Genomic DNA, 24,444 nt, shown 5'->3' on the forward strand with positions numbered 1-24,444 from the left:
AACCGTGGAGGTTCGAGTCCTCTCCTGGGCACCAACGAAAAAACTCCTCGCTTCGGCGGGGATTTTTTTTGCCTGTGCGGGTCCCATGGGGTCAGAGCCCGTTTCGCATGCGAAACAGGATCCGACTCCGGGCAAGCAAAAAGTATTGACACCCCCATAACGACACCCCATAATCTCGCTCCTCGACGCCCAGGTGGCGGAATTGGTAGACGCACTAGTTTCAGGTACTAGCGGGTAAAACCGTGGAGGTTCGAGTCCTCTCCTGGGCACCACGTCGAGAATGAGAAAGACCCGCGAAAGCGGGTTTTTTCATGCCCGCAATTTGGCATCAGAACAATGGCCGCAGCACCAGCTCCAGGCCGAGCAACAGCAGGAAGCCAAGGAAGCACGCCCGAAACACTCGTGCGCTGATCCGCTGCCGGATCACCTGCCCCAGCCACATGCCCAGCAGCGCCGGCACCACCGCCAGTGCACTCAAGCCCAGCTGCTGGATGCCGAACGCACCGTGCAGCACCAGGCCCGTGGTCAGTGCAATCGTCGATACGGTGAACGCCAGCCCGAGCGCCTGCACCAGTTCTTCGCGCTGCAACCCCAGTGATTGCAGGTACGGCACCGCCGGCATCACGAACACGCCGGTGGCGCCGGTCACTACGCCGGACAGCGCGCCCACCAGCGGCCCCAGCCAGCGCTCGCGCCGCTGCGGCACGCGGAACACCGGCGCAAGCAACGCATAGGCGGCATAGACCATCAGGGCCACGCCCAGCGCAACGCGCGACCCGCTGCGATCGACCCGTACCAGCAGCGCTGCCGAACCCAGCGTCACCACCACCACGGCCAGCATCATCGGCCACAGGCGCCGCACGATGGGGCCCAGCGCTGGCCCGGACAACAGCTGCCACACATTGGTGACGAAGGTCGGAATGAACAGCATCGACGCTGCCGCCACCGGCGACAGCGTACTGCCCAGCACCCCCATCGCCACCGTCGGCAACCCCATGCCGGTCACCCCCTTGACCACGCCGGCCAATACGAACACCAGCACCAGCAGCACGTAGAAGTACATCGATTCATCCATGCCTTCATTGGATCGGGCGGAGCAACGGCGCACAATGCGGTCTTTCCGGCCCTGCCTTCGGCTGCTCCGAAGGCGGTGGCCCTGCGATGAGGGCACCCACATGCGGATGGACATCGCCGACCTGCGCCTGTTCCTGGCAATCGCCGAGGCCGGGAGCATCACTGCCGGCGCAACGCAGGCGAACCTGGCCCTGGGTTCGGCCAGCGAGCGCCTGCGCACGATCGAAGCCGATGCCGGCACCCAGCTGTTGAACCGGCATCCACGTGGCGTCAGCCTGACTGAAGCCGGCGCCGCCCTCGCCCACCATGCACGCCTGATCCTGCAACAGCAGGCACAGCTGCGCGGCGAACTGCAGGCATTCGCGCAGGGGGCGCGCGGCACCCTGCATCTGTATGCCAACACCGCAGCACTGACCAACTACCTGCCCTCGCGGCTCGCACCGTGGTTGGCCGAACGACCCCGCCTGCACGTCGAACTGCTGGAACGCACCAGCCCCGAAGTCGTGCGTGCAATCAGCGCTGGCCAGGCCGAGGCCGGCATCATCAGTGATGCAGTCGACGCCACCGGCCTGCAGCAGCATGTGGTGGCCGAAGATCCACTGGTGATGCTGCTGCCTGCCGATCACCGCTTTGCATCACTGCGCAGCGTGACCTTCGCCGATATTGCCGGCGAGACCTTCGTTGCCCTGGCCGATGGCAATGCACTGCAGACCTACATCGAAGACCAGGCGCGCGACATCGGTCGCCGACTGGACGTGCGCATCCGCATGAAGACCTTCGAGGGCGTCTGCATCATGGTCGGCCACGGCATCGGTGTCGGTATCGTGCCGCGTACCATTGCGCGCCAGCATCGGCGCAGCACGCATACCGTTGCGGTGCCGCTTGCAGATGCGTGGGCGCAACGCCGCCTGTGCGCCTGTTTCGCCGAGTGGGCGCAGCTGTCACCGGCGATGCGCAGCCTGCTGCACCACCTGGGCGTGCAAGCGCAGAAAATAGTGTGAAATGTTGTTGACACACTCTCTGCCGTGCCGCACAATTCATCTCCTGAGTCGCCCAGGTGGCGGAATTGGTAGACGCACTAGTTTCAGGTACTAGCGGGTAAAACCGTGGAGGTTCGAGTCCTCTCCTGGGCACCACGACTCAAGATGATCAAACCCGCGAAAGCGGGTTTTTTCGTTTCCGGAGGCTGGGTGGCACGCGATGACGTGGATCCACCAGACAGAAACCCCGCCTTGCGGCGGGGTTTTGTGCGTTTCAACGCCAATGGTCGATCAATGCCCACCGCCCGCGGACGCCGCACCTGCGCCTGCGCCGAACGGCGGCTTGGCCAGCCAAAGGAAGGTGATGATCGCCAGGAAGATCCAGCCCAGCAGGAAGAAGATGTCGTTGAAACCCATCTGCGATGCCTGGTGGTTGATCATGTTGTTCAGTACCGCCGCGCCATGTTGCAGGTCGCCCTGCCCCATTGCAGTGACCTGCTCCTGCATGCCCGGCTGATAGGCCGAGATGTGCTCGGTCAGATCGGCATGGTGCACCTGGGTACGCCGCGCCCACAGCCACGTCGTCAGCGAGGCCGCGAAGCTGCCGCCCAGCGTGCGCAGGAACGTCGCCAGGCCGGAGCCCGCCGCGATCTCGCGCCCATCCAGGTCCGACAGCAGGATCTGCAGCACCGGCATGAAGAACAGCGCCACGCCAATGCCCATGATCAGCTGCACGCCGGCCACGTGCATGTAGTCCACCTGCAGGTTGAAGTTCGAGCGCAGGAAGCTGGTCATCGACAGCACGATGAACGCCACGCTGGCCAGCATGCGCATATCGAAGCGCGACGCATACTTGCCCACGAACGGCGTCATGATCACCGGCAGGATGCCGATCGGTGCGGTCGCCAGGCCTGCCCAGATCGCGGTATAGCCCATGTCACGCTGCAGCCACTGCGGAATCAGCAACGCCACGCTGAAGAACGCCGCATAGGCCACCACCATCGCCAGCGTGCCGGCACGGAAGTTGCGGTGCCGGAACAGCTTCAGGTCGACGATCGGATCCTTGTCGGTCAGTTCCCAGATCAGGAACACCGTCAGCGTCACCACCGCCACGCAGGCCAGCACCACGATCTTCATCGACGAGAACCAGTCCTCGTCGTTGCCCAGGTCGAGCACCAGCTGCAGCGCGCCGACACCGATCACCAGCGTGATCAGGCCGACGTAGTCCATCTTCGGCTTCTCGATCTGCTCCGGGCGTCCCTTCAGCTGGTTGCCCACCACCAGCGCGGCGAAGATGCCCAGTGGCACGTTGATCAGGAAGATCCATTCCCAGCTGTAGTTGTCGGTGATCCAGCCACCGAGGATCGGGCCGCAGATCGGCGCCACCACCGTGATCATCGCCAGCAGCGCCAATGCCTGTCCGCGTTTCTCGCGCGGGTAGATCGAGACCAGCAGCGACTGTGTGATCGGGTACATCGGACCGGCCACGAAACCCTGCAGCGCACGCGACACCACCAGCATGCCCATGCTCTGCGCAAGGCCGCACAACAGCGAGGTGATGACGAAGGCCAGCGTGGCCCAGACGAACAGTTTGCGTTCGCCGAAACGGCGGCTGAGCCAGCCGGTCAGCGGCAGCGCGATGGCCGTGCTGACCGCGAACGAGGTGATGACCCAGGTCGCCTGCTGCGAACTGGCACCGAGGTTGCCGGCGATGGTCGGCAGCGAGACGTTGGCGATGGTGGTGTCGAGCACCTGCATGAACGACGCCATCGCCAGGCCGACGGTGCACAGGGCGACGCTGGGCGGCAGGAACCCGGAGGCTGCAGCCGGCGCCGCCGGTGCGCCCGGAGCGCCGGGCGCGGCTGGAGCTTGTGCGGACATGGCGACCTCAGCCCACCTTCGCCTGTTGCTGCGGCAGGTTGCCCTGGATGATCGTGTGGATCACCTCGTCGGCATCATGCAGCTGCTTGGCATACACGTCGGTGTCGAACACCGTGCCCTTGGCCGGGGTGCTCGGCAGCACTTCGCCCTTCTGGTCGCGCAGGCTCACTTCGGCCTTCATCGACAGGCCGATGCGCAGCGGGTGCTCGGCCAGCTGCTTGGCATCGATGGCGATGCGCACCGGTACGCGCTGCACGATCTTGATCCAGTTGCCGCTGGCGTTCTGTGCCGGCAGCAGCGAGAACGCCGAGCCGGTGCCCAGGCCCAGGCTCTGGATGCGCCCCTTGTACTTCACGTCGCCGGCGTACAGGTCCGACTTCAGCTCCACTTCCTGGCCCAGGCGCATGTGGCGCAGCTGGGTTTCCTTGAAGTTGGCCTCGACCCACATCTGCTCGGTCGGCACCACGGCCATCAGCGCATTGCCCGGCTGCACGCGCTGGCCGACCTGCACCGAACGACGGGCGACGTAGCCGGAGACCGGCGCAACGATGCCGGCGCGGGCATTGTTGAGGAAGGCCTGGCGCAGCTGCGCAGCGGCGGCCTGCACATCCGGCTGGGTGGCGATCACGGTGTCGTCGACCAGCGCGCGGTTGCGCTCGACGGTCTCGCGTGAACCGGCCACGGCGGCTTCGGCCGCGGCCAGCTCGTCGCGGGCGTGGGCCAGTTCTTCGTTGGAGATGGCGCCGGTGGCGGCCAGGTCCTTGCGGCGGGCGTAGTCTTCGCGCACGCGCTTCAGGGTCACCTGGCGGGCGTTCAGGTCCGCCTGCGCGCCTTCCACGCTGCGGTACAGGCCGCGGGTCTGGCGCACGGTCTTGGCCAGGTTGGCTTCGGCCTGCTGCAGCGCCACTGCGGTGTCGGACGGGTCCAGCTGCACCAGCAGCTGGCCGCGCTCCACGCGCATGCCGTCATCGGCATTGATGGCGACCACGGTGCCGGCCACCAGCGGGGTGATCTGCACCTGGTTGCCCTGCACGTAGGCATCGTCGGTCTCTTCGAACCAACGGCCGAACATGAAGTACCACAGCGCCAAAGCGGCAAGCAGCAGCACGACGATCACGATCAGGCCGCGCAGCAGGTTGCCGCGGCGGTTGGGGGCGGCCGGGGCCGCGGTGTCTTGGGTCTGGCTCATGTCGGAGATCTTCAGGAATGCGAGGAATCGGAATGGGAGGCGATCGGTGCGCGGTCGGCGTCAGTGGGTTGGAAACCACCGCCCAGCGCCTTGCTCAGGCGCACCGAGGACTGCACCTGCTGCGACTGCAGGCCGGCCAGCTGCTGCTGCGACTGCAGCAGGGTGGACTGCGCGGTCAGCACGTCCAGGTAGCTGCCGATGCCGGCGCGGTAGCGCTGCTGGGCCAGGTCGAAGGCAGCGCGTGCGGTGTCCACCGCCTGCTGCTGCGACTGCGCCTGCTGTGCCAGCGAGCGCACCGCGTTGACCTGGTCGGCCACATCACGCAGCGCATCGAGCACGGTCTGGTTGTAGTTGGCCACCGCCAGGTCGTACTGCGCATCGGTATTGGCCAGGTTGGCGCGCAGCTTGCCGCCCTCGAAGATCGGCAGGCTCAGCGCAGGGCCGATATAGGCGAAGGTGGAACTGCTCTTCAGCAGGTCGCCCACATCCGGGGCGACCACGCCGGCCAGCGCGGTCAGGTTGAAGCTCGGGTAGAACTTGGTCTTGGCAACCTTGATCTGCTTGTCGGCCGCTTCAACGCGCCAGCGTGCGGCCACGATGTCGGGGCGGCGGCCAAGCAGTTCGCTGGGCAGCACGCCCGGCAGCTGCAGTGCCACCGGATTCAGCGGCTGCGGGCGCTGGATCGACAGGCCACGGTCCGGGCCCTTGCCGACCAGCGCGGCCAGTGCGGTGCGGGCCGCGTCGATGCGCTGCTGGGCGGCCTGCACCTGCTGCTGCGCGGCCGGCACGCGGGCCTCGGCCTGGCGCACCTGCAGATCACTGTCGATGCCGGCGCGGCGGCGCTGGCGGGTCAGTTCAAGTGACTTCTGCGAACGGCTCAGCTCTTCCTCGGCTACGTCGTTGAGCTGCCACGCGTAGGCCAGGTCGGCATAGGCCTGGGTGATGCCAGTGGACAGGTTCAGGCGCGCGGCCTGCGCTTCAACGGTGGCGGCGTGGGCGCCGTCCACGGCGGCTTCCCAGGCGGCGCGCTTGCCGCCCCACAGGTCCACGCCATAACTGAAGTCGAAGGCGACCTGGCTGCTGCCGCCGTAACGGCCACCCATCTCGCTGCCGACCATCGATTCGGGCAGGCGCAGGCCGGTGTAGCCACCGGACACCGACAGGCTCGGCAGTTCGTCGGCACGTGCGGTGCCGACCTGGGCCTGGGCCTGGCGCAGGCGGGCATCGGCGGCGTCAAGGCTCGGGTGGCCGGCCAGGCCCTCGGCGACCAGCGCGTCCAGCTGCGCATCACCCAGTGCCTTCCACCAGTCCTGCGCCGGGAAGCCGGTGGCGCTCAGGTCGGTGTCGGCCAAGGTGCGTTCGCTGTGCAGGCTGTCCACGTCAAGCACGTGGCCCTGCGGGTTGAGGCCACGACTGCTGGCGCAGGCGGCCAGGGCCAGGGCCAGCGCTGACACCAGCAGCGCGCGCCCGGACCGGCGGAGAGTGGAATGCGGGATCGGGTTCATGGGGTCGTCAGTGAATCGCGGATTCGGGTAAGGAGAGACAGCAGCAGCGTGCGCTCGTCGGCGGAAAGATCACGCAGGGCGTAATCCATCACCGCGTCGCCACGCAGCTTCAAGCGCGCCCACAGCGCGCGGCCTTCGTCGGTCAGCACGATCTGCAGTGCCCGCCGGTCCTGCGCATGCGGTTCGCGGCGGACGCAGCCCAGCGCTTCGAGCTTGTCCAGCAGCCGGGTCACCGCGCTGGGCACCTGATCGATGGCCTGGGCCAGTTCGTTGGCGGTGCACGGCGCCATGTTCGAAAGCACCTTCAACCCGATGTAGTGGGTGAAGCCGATGCCCAGATCTTCTTCAGCCATGGACGCGTCGAGTTGGCGGACCAGGCCGTCGCGCACCTGGCGCAGCAGCAGGCCGAAGCTGGGGGGAGTGGTTGCAGGACAGATCATGGGGGAGCATTCTCTTCCAAAAAAAATATTTCTCAATGGAAATATTTGATCTGGCATCGAATGCTGTGTTGCAGCAGTGGGCTGGATCAGTGAAGGCGCCTACCTTAATGACCTAGCCAGGTGGCCCGGTAGTACAATCTAGCCAATGGATGACACATTTCAGCCAGCAGACATGATGAACAAGGCAGAAATCCCCGCTCCCAAACGCCTGCTCAGGGACGAGGCACTGGACTGGTTCGAGCGCAACGACGGTCCCCCGGTGGTCGGTTTCCGTTTCGACAGCCCGCAAGGGCTGGTCCGTGAAGTGGATTGGCATCATCACCAGCGCGCGCAGCTGATCTGCGTCGAGCGCGGCCTGCTGACCACCCGTACCTCGCACGGCACCTGGTCGCTGGCGCCGGGCTCGGCCGGCTGGATGCCACCGCTGGAGCCGCACACGGTCACCCTCGACGGCCCCCTGCGTGGCTGGGGCATGGCGCTGGCGGCTCCGGTCTGCGCCACCCTGCCCTCCGATCCCTGCGTGCTGGGCCTGTCCAAGCTGGCGCAGGCGCTCGCCGACCGCATCTGTGACTGGCCACCGGGCTACGACACCACCTCCGAACGCCAGCACATCATCGAGGTGCTGGTGGACGAGATCCGCACAGCGCCACGCCAGCGCATGCACCTGCCGATGCCGCATGACCGGCGCCTGCTGAAGATCGCCTCGCAGCTGCTGGCCGACCCGTCCGACGAACGCAGCCTGGCCGAATGGGCGCACTGGGCCGGCCTGTCACCGCGCAGCCTGACCCGCCACTTCCGCGACGAGACCACGCTCAGCTTCGCCCAGTGGCGGCAGCAGGCCCGGCTCTCCGAAGCCCTGCGCCAGTTGACCGATGGCCGCAGCGTCGCCGACATCGCCCACGCACTGGGCTTCAGCAGCGCCAGCGCCTTCGTCACCGTGTTCCGCCGCCACTTCGGGCTGCCACCGGGGCGCTACCTGGCGCGGGCCGGCCACGGCCTGGAAACCGGGCTGGACCCTGCGCGCGGCTTGGCATCCCCCGCCGCATCCGGATAATCACAGGATTGCGAGCGGCGACCGCCGTCGCCGCCTCCCGACATAGGTAACAACGCCGCATGACCGAACTTGCCCGCCCCGTGTTCCACGGATTCGAACAACTGCCGCTGCGCGAGTACGCCGAACGCGCCTACCTCGACTACTCGATGTACGTGGTCCTGGACCGTGCCCTGCCGTTCATCGGCGACGGCCTGAAGCCGGTGCAGCGCCGCATCATCTATTCGATGAGCGAGCTGGGCCTGAATGCCGCGTCCAAGCCGAAGAAGTCCGCGCGCACCGTCGGCGACGTCATCGGTAAATACCACCCGCACGGCGACAGCGCGTGCTACGAGGCGCTGGTGCTGATGGCGCAGCCGTTCTCGTACCGCTACCCGCTGATCGAGGGCCAGGGCAACTTCGGCTCCAGCGACGACCCGAAGTCGTTCGCGGCGATGCGTTACACCGAATCCAAGCTGACCCCGATCGCCGAAGTGCTGCTGGGCGAACTGGGCCAGGGCACCACCGACTGGGCACCGAACTTCGACGGTACCCTGCAGGAGCCGACCTGGATGCCGGCGCGGCTGCCGCACCTGCTGCTCAACGGCACCACCGGCATCGCCGTGGGCATGGCCACCGACGTGCCGCCGCACAATCTCAACGAGATCGTCAGCGCGCTGCTGCACCTGCTGGACAACCCCGACGCCACCGTGCGCGACCTGTGCGAACACGTGCAGGGCCCGGACTACCCGTCCAGCGCCGAGATCATCACTGCGGCCAATGACCTGCGCAACATCTACGAGACTGGCAACGGCAGCGTGCGTGCACGCGCGACCTTCACCAAGGAAGCCAGCAACATCGTGATCACGGCGCTGCCGTTCCAGGTGTCGCCGTCGAAGGTGATCGAGCAGATCGCCGCACAGATGCGCGCCAAGAAGCTGCCGTGGCTGGAAGACATCCGCGATGAATCCGACCACGCCAACCCGGTGCGCGTGGTGCTGGTGCCGCGTTCGAACAGGGTCGACGCCGACCAGCTGATGGGCCACCTGTTCGCCACTACGGACCTGGAGCGCAGCTACCGCGTCAACCTCAACGTGATCGGGCTGGACGGCCGTCCGCAGGTGAAGAACCTGAAGACGCTGCTCAGCGAATGGCTGACCTTCCGCAGCAACACCGTCACCCGCCGCCTGCAGCACCGCCTGCAGAAGGTCGAGCGCCGCCTGCACCTGCTGGAAGGCCTGCTGGTCGCCTTCCTCAACCTGGACGAGGTGATCCACATCATCCGTACCGAGGACGAACCGAAGGCGGCGCTGATCGCGCGCTTCGGACTGTCCGAGGAACAGGCCGAGTACATCCTGGAAACCAAGCTGAAGCAGCTGGCCCGCCTGGAAGAGATGAAGATCCGCGGCGAGCAGGAAGAGCTGGCCAAGGAGCGCGAGAAGATCCTCGGCATCCTCGACAGCAAAGCCAAGCTGAAGAAGCTGATCCGCGATGAACTGACCGCCGACGCCAGGAAGTTCGGCGACGCACGCCGTTCGCCGCTGGTGCAGCGCCAGGCGGCGCAGGCCATCGACGAGACCGAGCTGGTGCCGAGCGAACCGATGACCGTGGTGCTGTCGGAGAAGGGCTGGATCCGTGCCGCCAAGGGCCACGACGTCGATGCATCTGCCCTGTCCTACCGTGAAGGCGACGGACTGCAGGGCGCGGTGCGCGCACGCAGCACCCAGCAGGTCGCGTTCCTCGACAGCGAGGGCCGCGCCTACTCGACGCCGGTGCACACCCTGCCCTCCGCACGCGGCAATGGTGAACCGCTGACCGGCCGCTTCTCGCCGGCACCGGGCACCAGCTTCGTGACCCTGGCCAGCGCCGAGCCGGACACCCGCTTCGTGCTCGCCTCCAGCCACGGTTATGGCTTCGTCACCCGCTTCGAGAACCTGATCGGCCGCAACAAGGCCGGCAAGGCGATGCTGAACCTGTCTGCAGGTTCGTCGGTGCTGACCCCGTCGGCAGTGGCCAACGTCGCCACCGACCGCATCGTGGCAGTGACCAGCTCCGGCAACCTGCTGGCGATCGCCGCCAACGACCTGCCGGAACTGGACAAGGGCAAGGGCAACAAGATCATCGAGATCCCGAAGGCCAAGCTCGCCACCGAACGCGTGGTCGCCATCGTGGCGATCAGCCCGGGGCAGACCCTGCAGGTCCGCGCCGGCCAGCGCACGATGGGGCTGAAGTTCAACGAGCTCGACGCCTACCTCGGCGCCCGCGCCACACGCGGCCACCTGCTGCCGCGCGGCTGGCAGAAGGTGGAAGGGTTGTCGGTGGAGTGAGGGCTTCGGGTCGGATCCCGTTCCAACGGAACGGGCTCTGACCCCGGACTATTGCTCCTGGCAGGTGTCAGCCTTGGTTGGCACACTGTGACGGACGTCAGGCACGAAAAAGCCGGGGCATTCCCCGGCTTTTTCGTTGTCGGCTGGCGGGCGGTGGAGCGGCTGGCGGGCGAAGGCGGGCTCGCGGTGCTCCGGTGCTGGCGTGCGACAGAACGCTGTGCTTCTTCTGGCGGAGCCGACCGCAGGTCGGCTGCTTCCCGCTTCTGGTAGAGCCGACCGCTGGTCGGCTGCTTTCTGCAGAGCAGCCGACCAGCGGTCGGCTCTACCGGAAGGCAGCCGAGCATTGGCTCGGCTCTACAGAGAGCGACGTCGGCTCAGTGCGCCGGGGCGCCGCTGCCGTCGATCTTGCTCAGCTGGTACAGCTCCAGGCCGATGCGCTTGATCAGGCCCAGCTGCTGTTCCAGCCACCAGGCGTGGTCTTCTTCGGTGTCCTTCAGCTGCGCCAACAGGATGTCGCGGCTCACGTAGTCGCCCTTCTCCTCGCACAGCTTCATGCCGGCGGCGAGATTGTTCCGAACGGCGTATTCAGTGTCGAGATCCTTCTGCAGCATCTCTTCGACGGTTTTGCCCGGCTCGGTGGCGTGCGGGCGCATGTCCGGGTCGCCGCCCAGGAACAGGATCCGGCGCAGCAGCGCATCGGCGTGCTGGGTTTCCTCTTCCATCTCGTGGTTCAGGCGTTCGTAAAGTGCGAACAGGCCCTGATCCTCGTAGCGGCGGGAATGGATGAAGTACTGGTCGCGGGCAGCGAGCTCGCCACGCAGCAGTTCCTTCAGGCAGGCGATGACGTCCGGGTTGCCTTTCATGGGGGGGCTCCTGTGAATCGATGTGGCATAGGGTGCCGCATTTCAGAATACGGTGATCTAATCGGAATCAGTCGCAGTTGCGCCTGCGGCTACAATCGGCCCACGAGTTCGGAAAGGACGTGCGATGCGACGTACATGGCGTTGGGTGCTGGGCGTATTGATCGCCATCGTCCTGGTCACCGCCCTGGTGCTGTGGCTGCTGCTGCGCGGCAGCCTGGCCGATCTGGACGGCGAGCATGCGTTGCCGGGACTGGCGAAGCCGGTCACCCTCGAACGCGATGCGCTGGGCGTGGTCACCATCACGGCCGGCAGCCAGGCCGACGCGATGCGCGCACTCGGCCGCGTACACGCGCAGGAACGCTACTTCGAGATGGACCTGATGCGCCGCAGCGCCGCCGGCGAACTGTCCGCACTGTTCGGACCGAAGGCCATCGACGCCGACAAGCGCATGCGCGTGCACCGTTTGCGCGCACGCACCGAGGCACACATGGACGCTGCATTGGGCGACAACGGCGATGCCGTGCGCGCCTACGTGGACGGCGTCAACGAAGGCCTTGCCGACCTCTCCGTGCGGCCGTGGGCGTACCTGCTGCTGCGGCAGTCACCGCAGCCTTGGCAGGCCAGCGACAGCGTGCTGGCCGGGCTGGCCATGTACGCCGACCTGCAGGATCCCGGCAACCAGACCGAGCTTGCGCTCAGCCGCATCCGCGCGGTGGTGCCGTCGGCGCTGTACGCACTGATCGCCCACGACGGCACTGAATGGGATGCACCGCTGTTCGGCGAACCGACCGGCAACGCCACGCTGCCCGGTGCCAGCCAGCTGGACCTGCGCACGCTGAAGGGAAAACCGGGCACCGGGCAGGAAGAAGCCGATGCCGTCGGCAGCAACAACTTCGCGGTGGGCGGTGCGCTCACCGCCGACGGCCGCGCCATTGTTGCCGACGACATGCACCTGGGCCTGCGCGCACCCAGCCTGTGGTTCCGCGTGCGCCTGCGCTACCCCGACCCGCAGGCCGCTGGCGGCCAGGTCGACGTCACCGGCTTCTCGCTGCCGGGCCTTCCGGCCGTGATCGTCGGCAGCAACGGGCACGTCGCCTGGGGCTTCACCAACAGCTACATCGACACGGCGGACTACCGCACCGAACCGGCCAATGCCGCAGTGACGGTGCATGAAGAACGGATTGCGGTGGCCGGCCAGGCCGATGTGCGGTTCCCGGTACGCGAAACCGCCTGGGGACCGATCCTGCACACGCATGCCGATGGCAGCGGCGACGCGCTGCGCTGGGTCGCCCAGCTGCCCGGTGCGGTGCGCCTGGACTTCGGTGACCTGGCCCGCGCCGGTGATCTGGACGCAGCCTTGCAGTTCGCCGACCACGCCGGCATTCCCGCACAGAACCTGGTGGTCGGCGACCGTACCGGACGCATCGCCTGGCGCCTGATCGGCGCCCGCCCGGATCGCGGTCCGGGCTGCGCGCCGGCCGGCTTCAACGCCGCCCACAACCAGGACTGCGCCCCCTGGCCGATCCGCAGCGATGCCTCGCCGGCATTGATCGATCCCCCCAACCATCGCCTGTGGACCGCCAACGGCCGCGTCCTCGACGGCGAGGCGCTGGCTACCGTCGGCAATGGCGGTTATGACCTGGGTGCCCGTGCGCGGCAGATCCGCGACCTGCTGGCGATCCAGGAGCGCTTCGATGAACACGACCTGCTGGCGATCCAGCTCGACGATCGCGCGGTGTTCCTGCAGCGCTGGTGGGCGCTGCTGCACGACGTCATCGAACGCAGTGACGACCCTGCACTGAAGCGCTTGACGGAGGCCAGCCATCAATGGGGCGGCCGTGCCTCGGCCAGCTCGGTCAGCTACCGGGTGGTGCGTGAGTTCCGTACGCAGGTGATGAACACACTGTCCGATGCACTGCTGGCACCGGCCAATGCGCAGCTGGGCGATGACTATCTGGAGCCGCGCCTGGCGCAGCTGGAAGGCGTGGCCTGGCCGATGCTGCAGCAGCGGCCGGCCAATCTGCTGCCACCGGCCTTCGACAGCTGGGATGCACTGCTGATCGACGCCGCACGCCGTACCGAAAACGAGCTGACCAGGCAGGGACCGCTGGCCAAACGCAGCTGGGGCGAACGCAACACCGCGGCGATCTGCCATCCCATCGCACGGGCGCTGCCGGACATCGCCAAACGCTGGCTGTGCATGCCGGCCGACCGCCTGCCCGGCGACCGCGACATGCCGCGCGTGCAGACGCCGAACTTCGGCGCTTCCGAGCGCATGGTGGTTTCACCGGGCCACGAGGCCGACGGTATCGTGCACATGCCCGGCGGCCAGAGTGGGCATCCACTGTCGCCCTACTGGGGTGCCGGCCACGAAGACTGGGTGCATGGCCGGCCGACGCCGTTCCTGCCCGGCAAGGCGCAGCACACCATGACGCTGGTGCCGGCGCGGTAGTGCCGGCCGCTGGCCGGCATCCATGCAGGTGCATCCAGCATCATGAGGTTGCCGGCCAGCGGCCGGCACTACCGTTCAACGCTCAGCCCCTGCGCCGCTCGATCAGGTTCAACAGTGGCCCGGTCATCGCCGTTGTCACCAGCGCCATGATCACCAGCACCGCGAACAGCCGGTCACCGAGCAGGCCAAGTTCGTAGCCCAGGTTGAGCACGATCAGCTCCATCAGGCCACGGGTGTTCATCAGTGCACCCAGCCGCCACGCCTCACGGGCGGGCATGCCGGCACTGCGTGCGGCACTGAAGGTGCCCAGCAGCTTGCCCGTCGTGGCTACCGCGATCACCACCACGCACAACAGGCCATCGCTGGCCTGCAGTGTATCGGCGCGCATGCGCAGGCCGGTCATGGCGAAGAACAGCGGCAGTAGCAGCGTCACCGCGAACGGTTCGACGCGCGCCATCAGCAGCTCGCGCAACTGCACATTGGACGACACCGCCACGCCCGCCGCGAACGCACCGAACAGCGCATGGATGCCGAGCATCTCGGTGACCAGGGCACTGGCCAGCGACAGCAGCAGGATGCCCAACAGCCACCGCCCCTCACGGCCCGGCGCGATCTGCTGGCGGGCGAACCACGGCCTCACCAGCCCCAGCATCAGCGCCACGAACGCGACCACGCACAGCAGGTTGAGGCTGGCCGGCAGCCATCCGCTGGCCTGGGCGGCGGCCACGATCAGCGCCAGCAGGCACCACGCGGTGGCATCACCCAATGCAGCGCAGGCGATGGCGGTCTGACCCAGCGGGGTCTGCGTGATGCCGCGATCGGCAAGGATGCGCAGCAACACGGGGAAGGCGGTGATGCTCATCGAAATGCCGACGAACAGTGCGAATGCCGTGAAGCCCACCCCCTGTGGGCCGTGCTGCGGGTACAGCCAGATCGCCAGGGCGACGCCAAGCACGAACGGCACCGCGATGCCGGCATGGCTGACCGTAAAGGCAAAACGCCGGCGTCCACGCAGCGCCGCCAGGTCCAGCTCGGCACCGGCCACCAGCAGGAACATCAGCACACCCAACTGGCTGAGCATGCCCAGCGGGCCCAGCGAGCTGGGCGGGAACAAGGCTCCATGCAGCGGCGGCAACAGGCTGCCGAGCATCAATGGGCCCATCATCAGGCCGGCGGCCATCTCGCCGATCACCGCCGGTTGTCCAAAGTGCTTGAGCAGCGCGCCTGCGCCCTTGGCCACCAGCAGCAGCACCAGCAGCTGCAGCAGGAACAGGCCCAGCGGCGACGCCAGATGCTGCACCCAGGTGGCTTCAGCCGGGCCCGTGGCACGGGCAACAGCTTCGGGCGCCGCCGGCCCGGCATAACGGGCCAGCAGCACGCCGACCAGCAGCGGGACCCCGGCCCAGGCCAGGTAGCGCCATCCCCACTTCGTCGGTGGCACCTGGCCCCCGCTGTGTACGTCCATGAACATTCCCCAATGTGCAGGGGGGCGATCATACAAAAAGGGGACGGAGGGGATTAAGTCGTTGGTGGCACAAGCACCCCGCCCCCCTCCGGCCCTTTTCGGGGCTTACGCCAGTGCCTGCTCGTGCACGCCAGCGATCGCACGCCCCGACGGATCTGCAGCAGCGGCGAAGCTGGCATCCCACGCGATCGCCGCTGGCGACGAGCAGGCGATGGACTTGCCACCCGGCACGGTCTCGGCGGCCGCCCGGCTCGGGAAGAACTGCTCGAACAGGTGACGGTAGTAGTAGGCCTCCTTGGTCTGCGGCGGGTTGTGCGGGAAGCACTTGTCGGCCGCTGCCAGCACACGGTCGCTCACCTGAGCTTCGGCATGCGCCTTCAGCCCGTCGATCCAGCCATAGCCAACGCCATCGCTGAACTGCTCCTTCTGCCGCCACAGGATGCTGTCCGGCAGGTAGCCTTCGAACGCCTCGCGCAGCACCGCCTTCTCGATGCGGCGGCTACCAAAGCCTGCACCGACCATCTTGTGCGCGGCGTCGAAGCGCATCGCCACATCGAGGAATTCGCGATCCAGGAACGGCACCCGCGGCTCCACACCCCAGGCCATCATCGACTTGTTGGCGCGCAGGCAGTCGTAGTTGTGCAGCGCGTCGAGCTTGCGCACCAGCTCGTCGTGGAACTCACGCGCATCCGGCGCCTTGTGGAAGTACAGGTAACCACCGAAGATCTCGTCGCTGCCCTCGCCGGAAAGCACCATCTTCACCCCCATGGCCTTGATCCGCCGTGCCAGCAGGAACATCGGCGTCGATGCGCGGATGGTGGTGACGTCGTAGGTTTCGATATGGCGGATCACTTCCGGCAGTGCATCAAGGCCCTCCTCGAAGGTGTACTCGAAGCCGTGATGCACGGTGCCCAGCGCTTCGGCGGCGATGGCGGCAGCGGCCAGATCGGGAGAGCCCTTCAAGCCGATCGCGAACGAGTGCAGGCGCGGCCACCAGGCTTCGGTCTGCCCCCCATCCTCGATGCGACGACGTGCATAGCGCGCGGCCACCGCCGCCACCAGCGACGAGTCCAGGCCACCAGACAGCAGCACGCCGTACGGTACATCGCTCATCAGCTGGCGTTCCACCGCATGCTCGAAGGCCTGGCGCAGCTCGGCCAGATCGGCCTGGCGACCGTGCACGTCAGCGTAGTCGCGCCACGGCTGCTGGTAGTAGCGCACCAGCTCACCACTGGCACTGTCGAAATAGTGGCCCGGCGGGAACTGCGCGACGTCGGCACAGGTATCGACCAGTGCCTTCATTTCCGAGGCGACGCGCAGGCGTCCCTGGGCATCGTGGCCCCAGTACAGCGGCACCACGCCGACCGGGTCGCGCGCCACCAGCACACGACCGGCACCACGGTCCCACAGCGCGAATGCGAAGATGCCATTGAGCTGCTCCAGCCACTGCGCTGGCGAAGCGCCCTGGCGGTACAGCGCATTGATCACTTCACAGTCCGAACCGGTCTGGAAGTCATAGGCGGTGGTCAGTGCGGCCTTCAGTTGCTGGTGGTTGTAGATCTCGCCGTTGACCGCCAGCGCCAGCTGGCCGTCGGCCGACAGCAGTGGTTGCGAGCCGCCGGCCGGGTCGACGATGGCCAACCGCTCGTGGACCAGCAGCGCACCTTCGTCAAGATACACGCCGCTCCAGTCCGGGCCGCGGTGGCGCTGGCGCTGCGACAGTTCCAGCGCATGGCGGCGCAGGGCCGGAAGATCGTCACCGGCCTGCAGGCCGAAGATTCCGAAGATCGAACACATGGGGGAGCTCCTGTTGGGGGAATTTCACGGGTGGGAGGGTGTTCGACCGGCCATCCAGGCCCGGGTGGGGCCGCGCCCGGGCACAAAAAAAACCCGCATCGACCGATGCGGGTTTTCTGGTGTCCGGGCGTGTGTTGCTGTCTATCTACCCAGGGCGCAGTCCCGCATCGGCCGCGCACGATTATTCGCGCGCAGATTATTGCGGTTGTTGTTATTGACGGCGGTGGCCAGGCGGATCGACATGGCATCGACCCTACCCCGGTTTCCGGCACGGCGCAACCGTTGCGTTGGCAACCACTCCCCGGCGCGCATAATGGCCCGCCGCGAAACGTGTAATGGAAATGCAACACCGCACTGGACGCAGAGCCGCGCTGGCCGCCCTGCTCTGCCTGGGCCTGGCCGCCTGCCAGACCCCGCCCCGGCCGTCGCCCCTGCCGCCGGCTCAGCTGCAGGGCCTGGAACAACGGGGCGCCGATGGCAGCTTCGAGGGTGCCTTTGATACCGCGCAGACCTTCGAGCGCTTCAACGATCCGCGCGCCATCGCCTACTACGAGCGCGCCGCAGCGGTCACGCCGTGGACCTTCCACAACACCAGGGCGGAAGAAGCACTGGGCAGGATCTGGATCTCCGGCACGCTGCGCCATGCCGACAGCCCCCACATCACCCCGGCACCGGTGCTGCGCGCGTCCTGGCGACGCGGTGAACGTGCCTATCTGGCGGCCGCCTACCACGGCAATCCCTATGCGTTCCACGAACTCGCCAAGGCCTATCGCCAGCAAGGCGACGCGCAGCAGGCACTGCGCTGGGACCTGCGCGGAATGATCTACGAGCGCTATCCGAGTTCATCGTCACGACTGCCGGATGCGGTCGCCGCACAGGGTGACACCGTACATCCGCGGGTTGCGCAGATCCAGCGTCGCGCCGAGCGTGGCGATGCCGACGCACAGGTCGATCTGGGCGCGCTGCTGGAAAAGGGCGTAGGCCTGCCACGCGATCCTGCGCGTGCGCTGCAGCTGTACCAGCGCGCTGGCGAGAAAGGCAGTGTGTTCGGCCAGTACTTCGCCGGACTGCTGCTGGGCCGCGGCGCGCCCGGCATGGAGAAGGACACCGACGCAGCCGCGCGCTGGTTCGCCAGGGCCGAAGCACAGCACTTCTACATGGCCGCGCCGAGCTACTGGGAAAAAGCGAACAAGCCGCCGTTCTTCCTTTTTTCAGAATAGTAGAGCCGAGCCATGCTCGGCTGCTTCTGCCGGTGGACATCAGCCGAGCATGGCTCGGCTCTACAGAGATGTCGCTCCGGCGGAAGGTGTGCCGACCAACGATCGGCACCCACCCTCCTCACACCAGCAGCCGCTCCACCAGCCGCTGGTACAGCCCGGGCAGTGCTTCCAGTTCGTCCACGCGCACGTTCTCGTCCACCTGGTGGATGCTGGCGTTGACCGGCCCCACTTCGATGCACTGCGCGCCCAATGGCGCGATGAAGCGGGCATCGGAGGTGCCGCCGCCAGTGCTTTCCTCCGGTGCACGGCCGATGTGCTCGGCCAGCACCGCACGCGCAGTGGCGCGCAGCGTGCCTTCCGGGGTGTAGAACGGTTCGCCGCTGCGATGCCACTTCAGCGTGTACTGCAGGGCATGCCGATCCAGCAGCGCGGTGATCTCCGCTTCCAGTTTCGGCGCATCCCAGTGCGGGTTGTAGCGGATGTTGAAATCCACCTCGAGCTCGCCGGGAATCACATTGTTGGCGCCCGTACCGGCATGGATGTTGGAGACCTGCAGGCTGGTCGGCGGGAAACTCTCGTAGCCGTCATCCCAGCGCCGTGCGCTCAGCTCGGCCAGGGCGGGCGCCGCCTGGTGGATCGGGTTGCGTGCCTTCTCCGGGTACGCCACATGGCCCTGTACGCCCTGCACCCGCAGCTTGGCCGACAGGCTGCCACGACGGCCCACGCGCAGCAGGTCACCGAGCGTCGCGGTCGACGACGGCTCGCCGGTGATGCACCAGTCGATGCGTTGGCCGCGCTCGGCGAACAGCCGTGCGACGTGGCGCACGCCATCGATGGCATCGCCCTCCTCGTCGCTGGTCAGCAGCACCGCCAGCGTGCCGGGATGATCGGGATGCGCGGCCACGAACTGCTCGGCCGCCACCACGAACGCCGCCACGCTGCCCTTCATGTCGGCGGTGCCACGGCCGTACAGCACGCCGTCACGGATCTGCGGCGTGAACGGGTCGCTGGCCCAGGCCTCGCGCGGCCCCGCCGGCACCACGTCGGTGTGGCCCAGCAGCACCAGCACCGGCGCGCCCTGGCCGTGGGTCGCCCACAGGTTGTCGACCTCGCCCAGCCGCAGGTGATCGCACTGGAACCCGGCCTGCTTCAGGCGTGCCGCCAGCAGTGCCTGGCAGCCGGCATCGTCTGGCGTCACCGAGGGCCGTGCGATCAGTTCGCAGGTCAGGTCGAGGACCGCGCTCATGCGTCACCCACGCCGAAGCGGGCCTTGAAGCCATTGTCACTGAAACCCTGGCTGACCGTGCCGTCGGCGGTGACCACCAGCGGGCGCTTGATCAGCTGCGGGTACTCGCGCAGCAGCAGCTTCCATTCCGCTTCGGAATCTGCGGCCTTGCGGTTGTCCGGCAGCTGCCGCCAGGTGGTTGAGGACCTGTTGACCATCGCGGCCAGGCCACCCAGCTGCTCAGCCCACGCCAGCAGTGTTTCCGGGCTCGGCTTGTTGTCGCGGTAGTCGACGAAGGTGTACGGCACGCCGAAGCGGTCCAGCCACTTGCTCGCCTTCTTGCAGGTATCGCAGTTCTTCAAACCGTAGACAGTGGTACTCATGGCCATCTGTGATGCTGGAAAACAGAGGCCCAGAATCTCACAACAGGCGCTCGGACACGACCCGGAACGGTACCCTTGGCAGCCGGAAGGCCAGCCCCTCGTGCAGCGCCACGTCCATCGCCTGCAGGCGCGGGCACTGCAGTTCGCCTTCCAGCTGCAGCGGCTGCAGGCTGTCGACATCCACCTGCAGTGCGATGCGGGTGCTGGCCCAGCGCCGGTCACAGGTGCGCGCAATGGCCTCATCCTGGCAGGTCAGGAAGCGCAGCAGGGCCTGATGGCCCCCGAAGGCCCCCCGCCACGCCCCGTCCTCCCAGCCCGCAGCGGCCCGCCACTGCAGGTGCAGCGCAGGCGCACTCCCCTGCCCGCCTTCGATCAGGGTGTGCCCATCGCCATCGACGCGCACCACATGCTCGAAGCGCGTGGACAGGTGGGGCTGCATGGCATCGCTGAAAGCGCGCGCGCCGGCGACGAAGGCCAGCTGGTCCATCACGTTGCGATCGAACAGCACGACCGGGGTCCCGCCCGGATCATCGTCACGGCGCAGGTACCAGCGCCAATTGCTCTGCCCTGGCGACGGCATCAGGCAGCGCAGCGGTCCCGCCAGCGCCGGCCCGAAGTGGCCATGGCGATAGCTGAGAACGGTGTAAGGCGTGCGTCCTGCATGGACCACGTAGTGATGGCCAGGTGGCGCTGGCGGGGCATGGCGCACATCGACCCACCAGCTCGCGTAGACCACGTCGCGCACGTCGCTGACCAGTACCGGCATCGGCCAGCGCCGCGACAGTGCCCGGCGCAACCGGGTCCAGCGCGGAGCGTGCAGCAGGCGCGGCAGCATCCGTCCGAACGCGTTGTCGGACGGATGCCGGTAGATCGCGGACTGCGCCAGGTCCTCCGGCGCACTCACCTTCAGTCGGCCAGGCCGCGCAGCAGGTCGTTGACGCTGGTCTTGCCGCGGGTCTTGGCATCAACCTGCTTGACGATCACCGCGCAGTACAGCGAGTGGGTGCCGTCCTTGCTCGGCAGCGAGCCGGACACCACCACGCTGTACGGCGGGATGTAGCCGTAGCTGATCTCGCCGGTGGCGCGGTTGTAGATGCGGGTGCTCTGGCTGAGGAACACGCCCATGCCGATCACACTGTGGTGGCCCACCACCACGCCCTCCACCACTTCCGAACGCGCACCGATGAAGCAGTGGTCCTCGATGATGGTCGGGCTGGCCTGCAGCGGCTCCAGTACGCCGCCGATGCCGGCGCCGCCGGACAGGTGGCAGTGCTGGCCGATCTGCGCGCAGGAACCGACGGTGGCCCAGGTATCGACCATGGTGCCTTCGCCGACGTAGGCGCCGATGTTGGTGAAGCTCGGCATCAGCACTACGTCCTTGCCGAAGTACGTGCCGCGGCGGGCGATCGCACCGGGCACAACGCGCACGCCGCCACGGCGGAACTTCGCTTCGTCATAGCCGGCGAAGCGCGATTCGACCTTGTCCCAGAACGGTGCCGGTCGTGCATCGACCACCGCCATGTCGTTGACGCGGAAATACAGCAGCACGGCCTTCTTCAGCCACTCGTTGACCTTCCAGCCGCCCTGGCCGTCCGGCTCGGCGACGCGGAATTCACCGCTCTCCAGGCCGTCGATCACGCGGTTGACCAGCGGCCTGGTCGAGCCTTCCAGCTCATGCAGGGTCAACGTGGCGCGGCGCTCGAAGGCGCTTTCGATGCCGAACTTGAGTTCTTCCACGCCGGGTGCAGACGGCTTGCGCAGCGACTTGCGGGCGATGGTTTCGGCGCGGACGGCTTCGGCGCTCTTGGCCGGGGCCGGCTTCTTCACAGCACGCTTGACCGCAGCCATTTTCTTCGCCGGGGCCTTCACCGCAGCGGCCTTCTTCGGCGCAGTGGCCTTCTTTGCGGCCGGTGCGGCTGCAGCAGGTTTCCGGGCCGCTGCGCTCTTGGGGGTCGCGGCGGTCTTCTTGGCGGGCTTGGTGGCCATCAGGCGGGGTCTCCGGCGTTTCGATCAGGGTCCAGGCAGGCCAGCATTGCGTCATGCAGCTGCTGCCGGGCAGGTTCAGTCAGGGGGAGGTCGTGTTCGTCACTGATCACGAAGGTGTCTTCGGCGCGCTCGCCGAACGTGGCAATGCGCGCATCATGCACGCGCAGGCCCTGGTTGCGCAGCACGAACGCCACATCGGCCAGCAGGCCGGGACGGTCGGGAGCGACCAGGGCAAAACGGGTTGCGCCCGGTTCATCGCGGAACTCGATGCGCGGAGCGAAGCGGAAGTGCCGCAGTTGCCGCGGTACCACACGGCGCGACGGCCGCAGGCGCGCCAGGTCACCACTGAGTGCCTCGCGCAGCGCCGCCTCCAGGTTGGCACTGCTGCCATCGGCAAACGTGTCGGCCGGGTTCACTTCGAAGGTATCGAAGATGGTATCGGCCGGACCGTCCAGCACGCGTGCGCGGTGAATGCCATAGCCCTTGCGGTCCAGGGTCATCACGATCGCGGCGAACAGGCCGTCGCGGTCGGGCGAGTGCACGAATACTTCCAGCGCCGGGTCATCCACACTGATCCGGCGCACCTTCACCAGCGCCTGGCCCTGCTTCACCGGTACCAGCGCGGCTGCCTGCCAGGCCAGCTGCTCGGGGCGCAGACGAATGAAGCCCTCATCCGGCATCACCGCGAACTGGCGATCGATGGTGGCATCGTCGTAACCCTGCTCGCGCACCAGTGCGCGCACGCTGTCACGTGCCTCGGCCACGCGTTCGGCGGCCGGTACCGGATGCTCCAGCCCCTCGCGCAGCGCGCGCCGGGTGGCGAAGTACAGGTCGGCCAGCAGGCGGTCCTTCCAGGCATTCCACAGCTTCGGGCTGGTGCCGGCGATGTCGGCACAGGTCAGCAGGTACAGGTAGTCCAGGCGGTCGCGGCTGCCGACCAGGGTGGCGAAGCGATGGATCACCACCGGATCGGCGATGTCCTGCTTCTGCGCGGTCACCGACATGCGCAGATGCTGTTCGACCAGCCATGCCACCAGCTCGGTATCGGTGCCACTGAGCGCATGCGCCTGGCAGAACGCACGCGCGTCCACCGCACCCAGTTCCGAGTGGTCGCCGCCGCGGCCCTTGGCGATGTCATGGAACAGGCCGGCCAGCAGCAGCAGTTCCGGCTTGCGCAGGCGTGGCCACACTTCGTGCGCGATCGAGAAGCGCTCGTCGGCACGGCTGCTGGCGAACTGGCCGATGTTGCGCAGGACCATCAGCGTGTGCTGGTCGACCGTATAGACATGGAACAGGTCGAACTGCATGCGCCCGCTGACCTGGGCAAACGCGGGGATCCACTGGCCAAGCACGCCCAGCCGCGCCATGCGCGAAAGCGTGTCGACCGGGCGCTGGCCGCGCAGCAGGGACAGGAACTGCTCGCGTGCATCGGCATCGGCCTGGTCGTAGGCCGGCAACAACGGCAGCGCTTCGGCCAGCGCGCGCGCGGTCAGCGAATGCAGGCCTCGCACCTGCGGATTGTTGGCCCAGCTGGAAAACAGGGCGAACACCTGGCCGATGTCACCGCGCGGCCAGTCGGCCTCGTTGGCGGCCAGGTAGCCGCGGCGCAGGGAGAAGCCCACGGTCAGCGGTTCCGGCTGGGCCTCGCCATCGAACTGTTCCTCGAAGCGCTGCAGCAGGCGGTCGCTGATCCGGCGCACCACCAGCGCGGCGCGGTAGAAGCCCTGCATCATTTTCTCGACACCGAGATTCTCGGCATCGTCTTCGAAGCCCAGGCGCGCGGCCAGGGTCTTCTGGTAATCGAAACGCAGGCGCTCTTCCGGACGGCGCGCGACCAGGTGCAGGCCGAAGCGCAGCCGCGCCAGCACCGCACGCTCGCGCTTCAGCGCAGCCGCTTCGTCGGCACCCAGGTGGCCCAGGCCGACCAGCGCTTCCAGGTCGCGTACGCCGAAGGCGCGCAGCGCCATCCAGCCCAGCGTGTTGAGATCGCGCAGGCCGCCGGGACCATCCTTGAGATCCGGCTCCAGGTTGTCGGCAGTGTCGCCGAAGCGCTGGTGGCGGTTGCGCAGCTCTTCCAGCTTGGCCAGGAAGAAGGCACGCGCCGGCCACAGCTCGCGGTCGTCGATGGCCTCGCGCAGCGCACGGCGCGCTGCATCATCAGCCAGGATCGGACGCGCCTCGATCAGCGCGGTCAGCACGGTCTGGTCAGCCGCCGCCTCGCGGCACTGCAATGCAGAACGCACCGCATGGCTGACCGCCAATCCGCAGTCCCACAGCAGCGCGAACAAGCGTGCCAATGCCGCTTCATGCGCCAGTTGTGCGGGCGGGTCGCCGAACACCAGCAGGTCGATGTCCGAACGCGGAAACAGTTCCCCCCGGCCATAGCCACCGACCGCGAACAGCGACAGGCCGCTGTCGGCCGGCAGGCAACGCTGCCAGGCCAGGCGGATCAGATGGTCGGCCGCGCGCGCCCGCAGCGCCAGCAGGCGCTCGATGTTGTCGCCCTGGTCGAAGCGGCGATACAGGCGCGCGTCGGCCTGCTGCAGCGCCTGGCGCGCGGCAGCAGCCCAGTCCGGGTCGTTGAGCGACGCGGCCGGCGTGTCCAGCAGCGAACTCGCCGGCAGCAT

General features: G+C 67.4%; 18 protein-coding genes and 3 tRNA genes (1 of these 21 cut by a window edge). 8 read left to right on the forward strand and 13 right to left on the reverse strand.

Going from position 1 to position 24,444, the window contains the following annotated elements; translation table 11 throughout:
* Positions 1-34 (forward strand) — tRNA-OTHER (locus HMPREF3114_RS09425) (it extends 52 nt beyond the left edge of the window).
* Between the two features lie 153 nt (positions 35-187).
* A tRNA-Leu gene (locus HMPREF3114_RS09430) sits at positions 188-272 on the forward strand.
* A gap of 56 nt (positions 273-328) precedes the next feature.
* On the opposite strand, the gene HMPREF3114_RS09435 is transcribed toward HMPREF3114_RS09430, so the two are convergent.
* Entirely contained in the window at positions 329-1,075 is a 747-nt protein-coding gene (locus HMPREF3114_RS09435) for a sulfite exporter TauE/SafE family protein (RefSeq protein WP_053501281.1), read from the reverse strand.
* A gap of 100 nt (positions 1,076-1,175) precedes the next feature.
* On the opposite strand from HMPREF3114_RS09435, the gene HMPREF3114_RS09440 reads away from it, so the two are divergent.
* Positions 1,176-2,075, forward strand: coding sequence for a LysR family transcriptional regulator (locus tag HMPREF3114_RS09440; RefSeq protein WP_053501279.1), 900 nt, complete (start codon positions 1,176-1,178; stop codon positions 2,073-2,075).
* A gap of 50 nt (positions 2,076-2,125) precedes the next feature.
* Positions 2,126-2,210: transfer RNA gene (locus HMPREF3114_RS09445), tRNA-Leu, on the forward strand.
* Between the two features lie 135 nt (positions 2,211-2,345).
* On the opposite strand, the gene emrB is transcribed toward HMPREF3114_RS09445, so the two are convergent.
* Genes emrB through emrR form a run of 4 tightly spaced genes read right to left on the reverse strand, consistent with a single transcriptional unit; the run spans position 2,346 to position 7,069 of the window.
* A complete protein-coding gene (gene emrB / locus HMPREF3114_RS09450; protein WP_005415878.1) occupies positions 2,346-3,935 on the reverse strand; it encodes a multidrug efflux MFS transporter permease subunit EmrB in 1,590 nt (529 codons plus the stop codon).
* 7 nt (positions 3,936-3,942) lie between these two features.
* Positions 3,943-5,124 carry a multidrug efflux MFS transporter periplasmic adaptor subunit EmrA gene (gene emrA, locus HMPREF3114_RS09455; protein ID WP_053501021.1) on the reverse strand — a complete coding sequence of 394 codons (1,182 nt, stop codon included), beginning with the start codon at positions 5,122-5,124 and terminating at the stop codon, positions 3,943-3,945.
* 11 nt (positions 5,125-5,135) lie between these two features.
* Entirely contained in the window at positions 5,136-6,629 is a 1,494-nt protein-coding gene (gene emrC, locus HMPREF3114_RS09460; RefSeq protein WP_053501022.1) for a multidrug efflux transporter outer membrane subunit EmrC, read from the reverse strand.
* Positions 6,626-7,069, reverse strand: coding sequence for a multidrug efflux system transcriptional regulator EmrR (gene emrR / locus HMPREF3114_RS09465; protein WP_005415875.1), 444 nt, complete (start codon positions 7,067-7,069; stop codon positions 6,626-6,628). The genes emrC and emrR overlap by 4 nt, the downstream gene beginning before the upstream one ends.
* A 172-nt stretch (positions 7,070-7,241) precedes the next feature.
* On the opposite strand from emrR, the gene HMPREF3114_RS09470 reads away from it, so the two are divergent.
* Both HMPREF3114_RS09470 and parC read left to right on the forward strand, forming a co-directional pair.
* A complete protein-coding gene (locus tag HMPREF3114_RS09470; RefSeq protein WP_171958382.1) occupies positions 7,242-8,123 on the forward strand; it encodes a helix-turn-helix domain-containing protein in 882 nt (293 codons plus the stop codon).
* A 59-nt stretch (positions 8,124-8,182) separates the two neighbouring features.
* Positions 8,183-10,426 carry a DNA topoisomerase IV subunit A gene (gene parC / locus HMPREF3114_RS09475; RefSeq protein WP_005415873.1) on the forward strand — a complete coding sequence of 748 codons (2,244 nt, stop codon included), beginning with the start codon at positions 8,183-8,185 and terminating at the stop codon, positions 10,424-10,426.
* A 374-nt stretch (positions 10,427-10,800) separates the two neighbouring features.
* On the opposite strand, the gene bfr is transcribed toward parC, so the two are convergent.
* On the reverse strand, positions 10,801-11,289 hold the full coding sequence (gene bfr, locus HMPREF3114_RS09480) for a bacterioferritin (protein WP_005415872.1): 489 nt from the start codon (positions 11,287-11,289) through the stop codon (positions 10,801-10,803).
* Positions 11,290-11,413: 124 nt separating this feature from the next.
* Here bfr and HMPREF3114_RS09485 point away from each other — a divergent pair, with 124 nt between their 5' ends.
* Entirely contained in the window at positions 11,414-13,741 is a 2,328-nt protein-coding gene (locus HMPREF3114_RS09485; protein ID WP_053501259.1) for a penicillin acylase family protein, read from the forward strand.
* A gap of 82 nt (positions 13,742-13,823) precedes the next feature.
* Here the strand turns inward: HMPREF3114_RS09485 and HMPREF3114_RS09490 are convergent, their stop codons facing one another.
* Together HMPREF3114_RS09490 and asnB are read right to left on the reverse strand one after the other, a co-directional pair.
* The gene (locus HMPREF3114_RS09490) at positions 13,824-15,212 is read right to left on the reverse strand and encodes a cation:proton antiporter domain-containing protein (protein WP_053497121.1); all 1,389 of its coding nucleotides are present in this window, start codon (positions 15,210-15,212) and stop codon (positions 13,824-13,826) included.
* Between the two features lie 99 nt (positions 15,213-15,311).
* A complete protein-coding gene (gene asnB / locus HMPREF3114_RS09495) occupies positions 15,312-17,003 on the reverse strand; it encodes an asparagine synthase B (RefSeq protein WP_053497119.1) in 1,692 nt (563 codons plus the stop codon).
* A gap of 341 nt (positions 17,004-17,344) precedes the next feature.
* Here asnB and HMPREF3114_RS09500 point away from each other — a divergent pair, with 341 nt between their 5' ends.
* Positions 17,345-18,223, forward strand: a complete 879-nt coding sequence (locus HMPREF3114_RS09500) for a tetratricopeptide repeat protein (protein ID WP_070489660.1) — start codon at positions 17,345-17,347, stop codon at positions 18,221-18,223.
* A 118-nt stretch (positions 18,224-18,341) separates the two neighbouring features.
* On the opposite strand, the gene dapE is transcribed toward HMPREF3114_RS09500, so the two are convergent.
* Genes dapE through HMPREF3114_RS09525 form a run of 5 tightly spaced genes read right to left on the reverse strand, consistent with a single transcriptional unit; the run spans position 18,342 to position 24,444 of the window.
* Positions 18,342-19,469 carry a succinyl-diaminopimelate desuccinylase gene (dapE, locus tag HMPREF3114_RS09505; protein ID WP_005415868.1) on the reverse strand — a complete coding sequence of 376 codons (1,128 nt, stop codon included), beginning with the start codon at positions 19,467-19,469 and terminating at the stop codon, positions 18,342-18,344.
* Positions 19,466-19,837 carry an arsenate reductase gene (locus HMPREF3114_RS09510; protein ID WP_170944942.1) on the reverse strand — a complete coding sequence of 124 codons (372 nt, stop codon included), beginning with the start codon at positions 19,835-19,837 and terminating at the stop codon, positions 19,466-19,468. The genes dapE and HMPREF3114_RS09510 overlap by 4 nt, the downstream gene beginning before the upstream one ends.
* A gap of 31 nt (positions 19,838-19,868) precedes the next feature.
* Positions 19,869-20,735, reverse strand: coding sequence for a hypothetical protein (locus HMPREF3114_RS09515; RefSeq protein WP_053497114.1), 867 nt, complete (start codon positions 20,733-20,735; stop codon positions 19,869-19,871).
* Positions 20,736-20,737: 2 nt separating this feature from the next.
* Positions 20,738-21,817, reverse strand: coding sequence for a 2,3,4,5-tetrahydropyridine-2,6-dicarboxylate N-succinyltransferase (gene dapD, locus HMPREF3114_RS09520; protein WP_053497112.1), 1,080 nt, complete (start codon positions 21,815-21,817; stop codon positions 20,738-20,740).
* Entirely contained in the window at positions 21,817-24,444 is a 2,628-nt protein-coding gene (locus tag HMPREF3114_RS09525) for a [protein-PII] uridylyltransferase (protein ID WP_053497109.1), read from the reverse strand. Before HMPREF3114_RS09525 ends, dapD begins: the two co-directional genes overlap by 1 nt.

Source organism: Stenotrophomonas sp. HMSC10F07, assembly GCF_001807895.1.
GTDB classification, from domain to species: Bacteria; Pseudomonadota; Gammaproteobacteria; order Xanthomonadales; family Xanthomonadaceae; genus Stenotrophomonas; species Stenotrophomonas sepilia.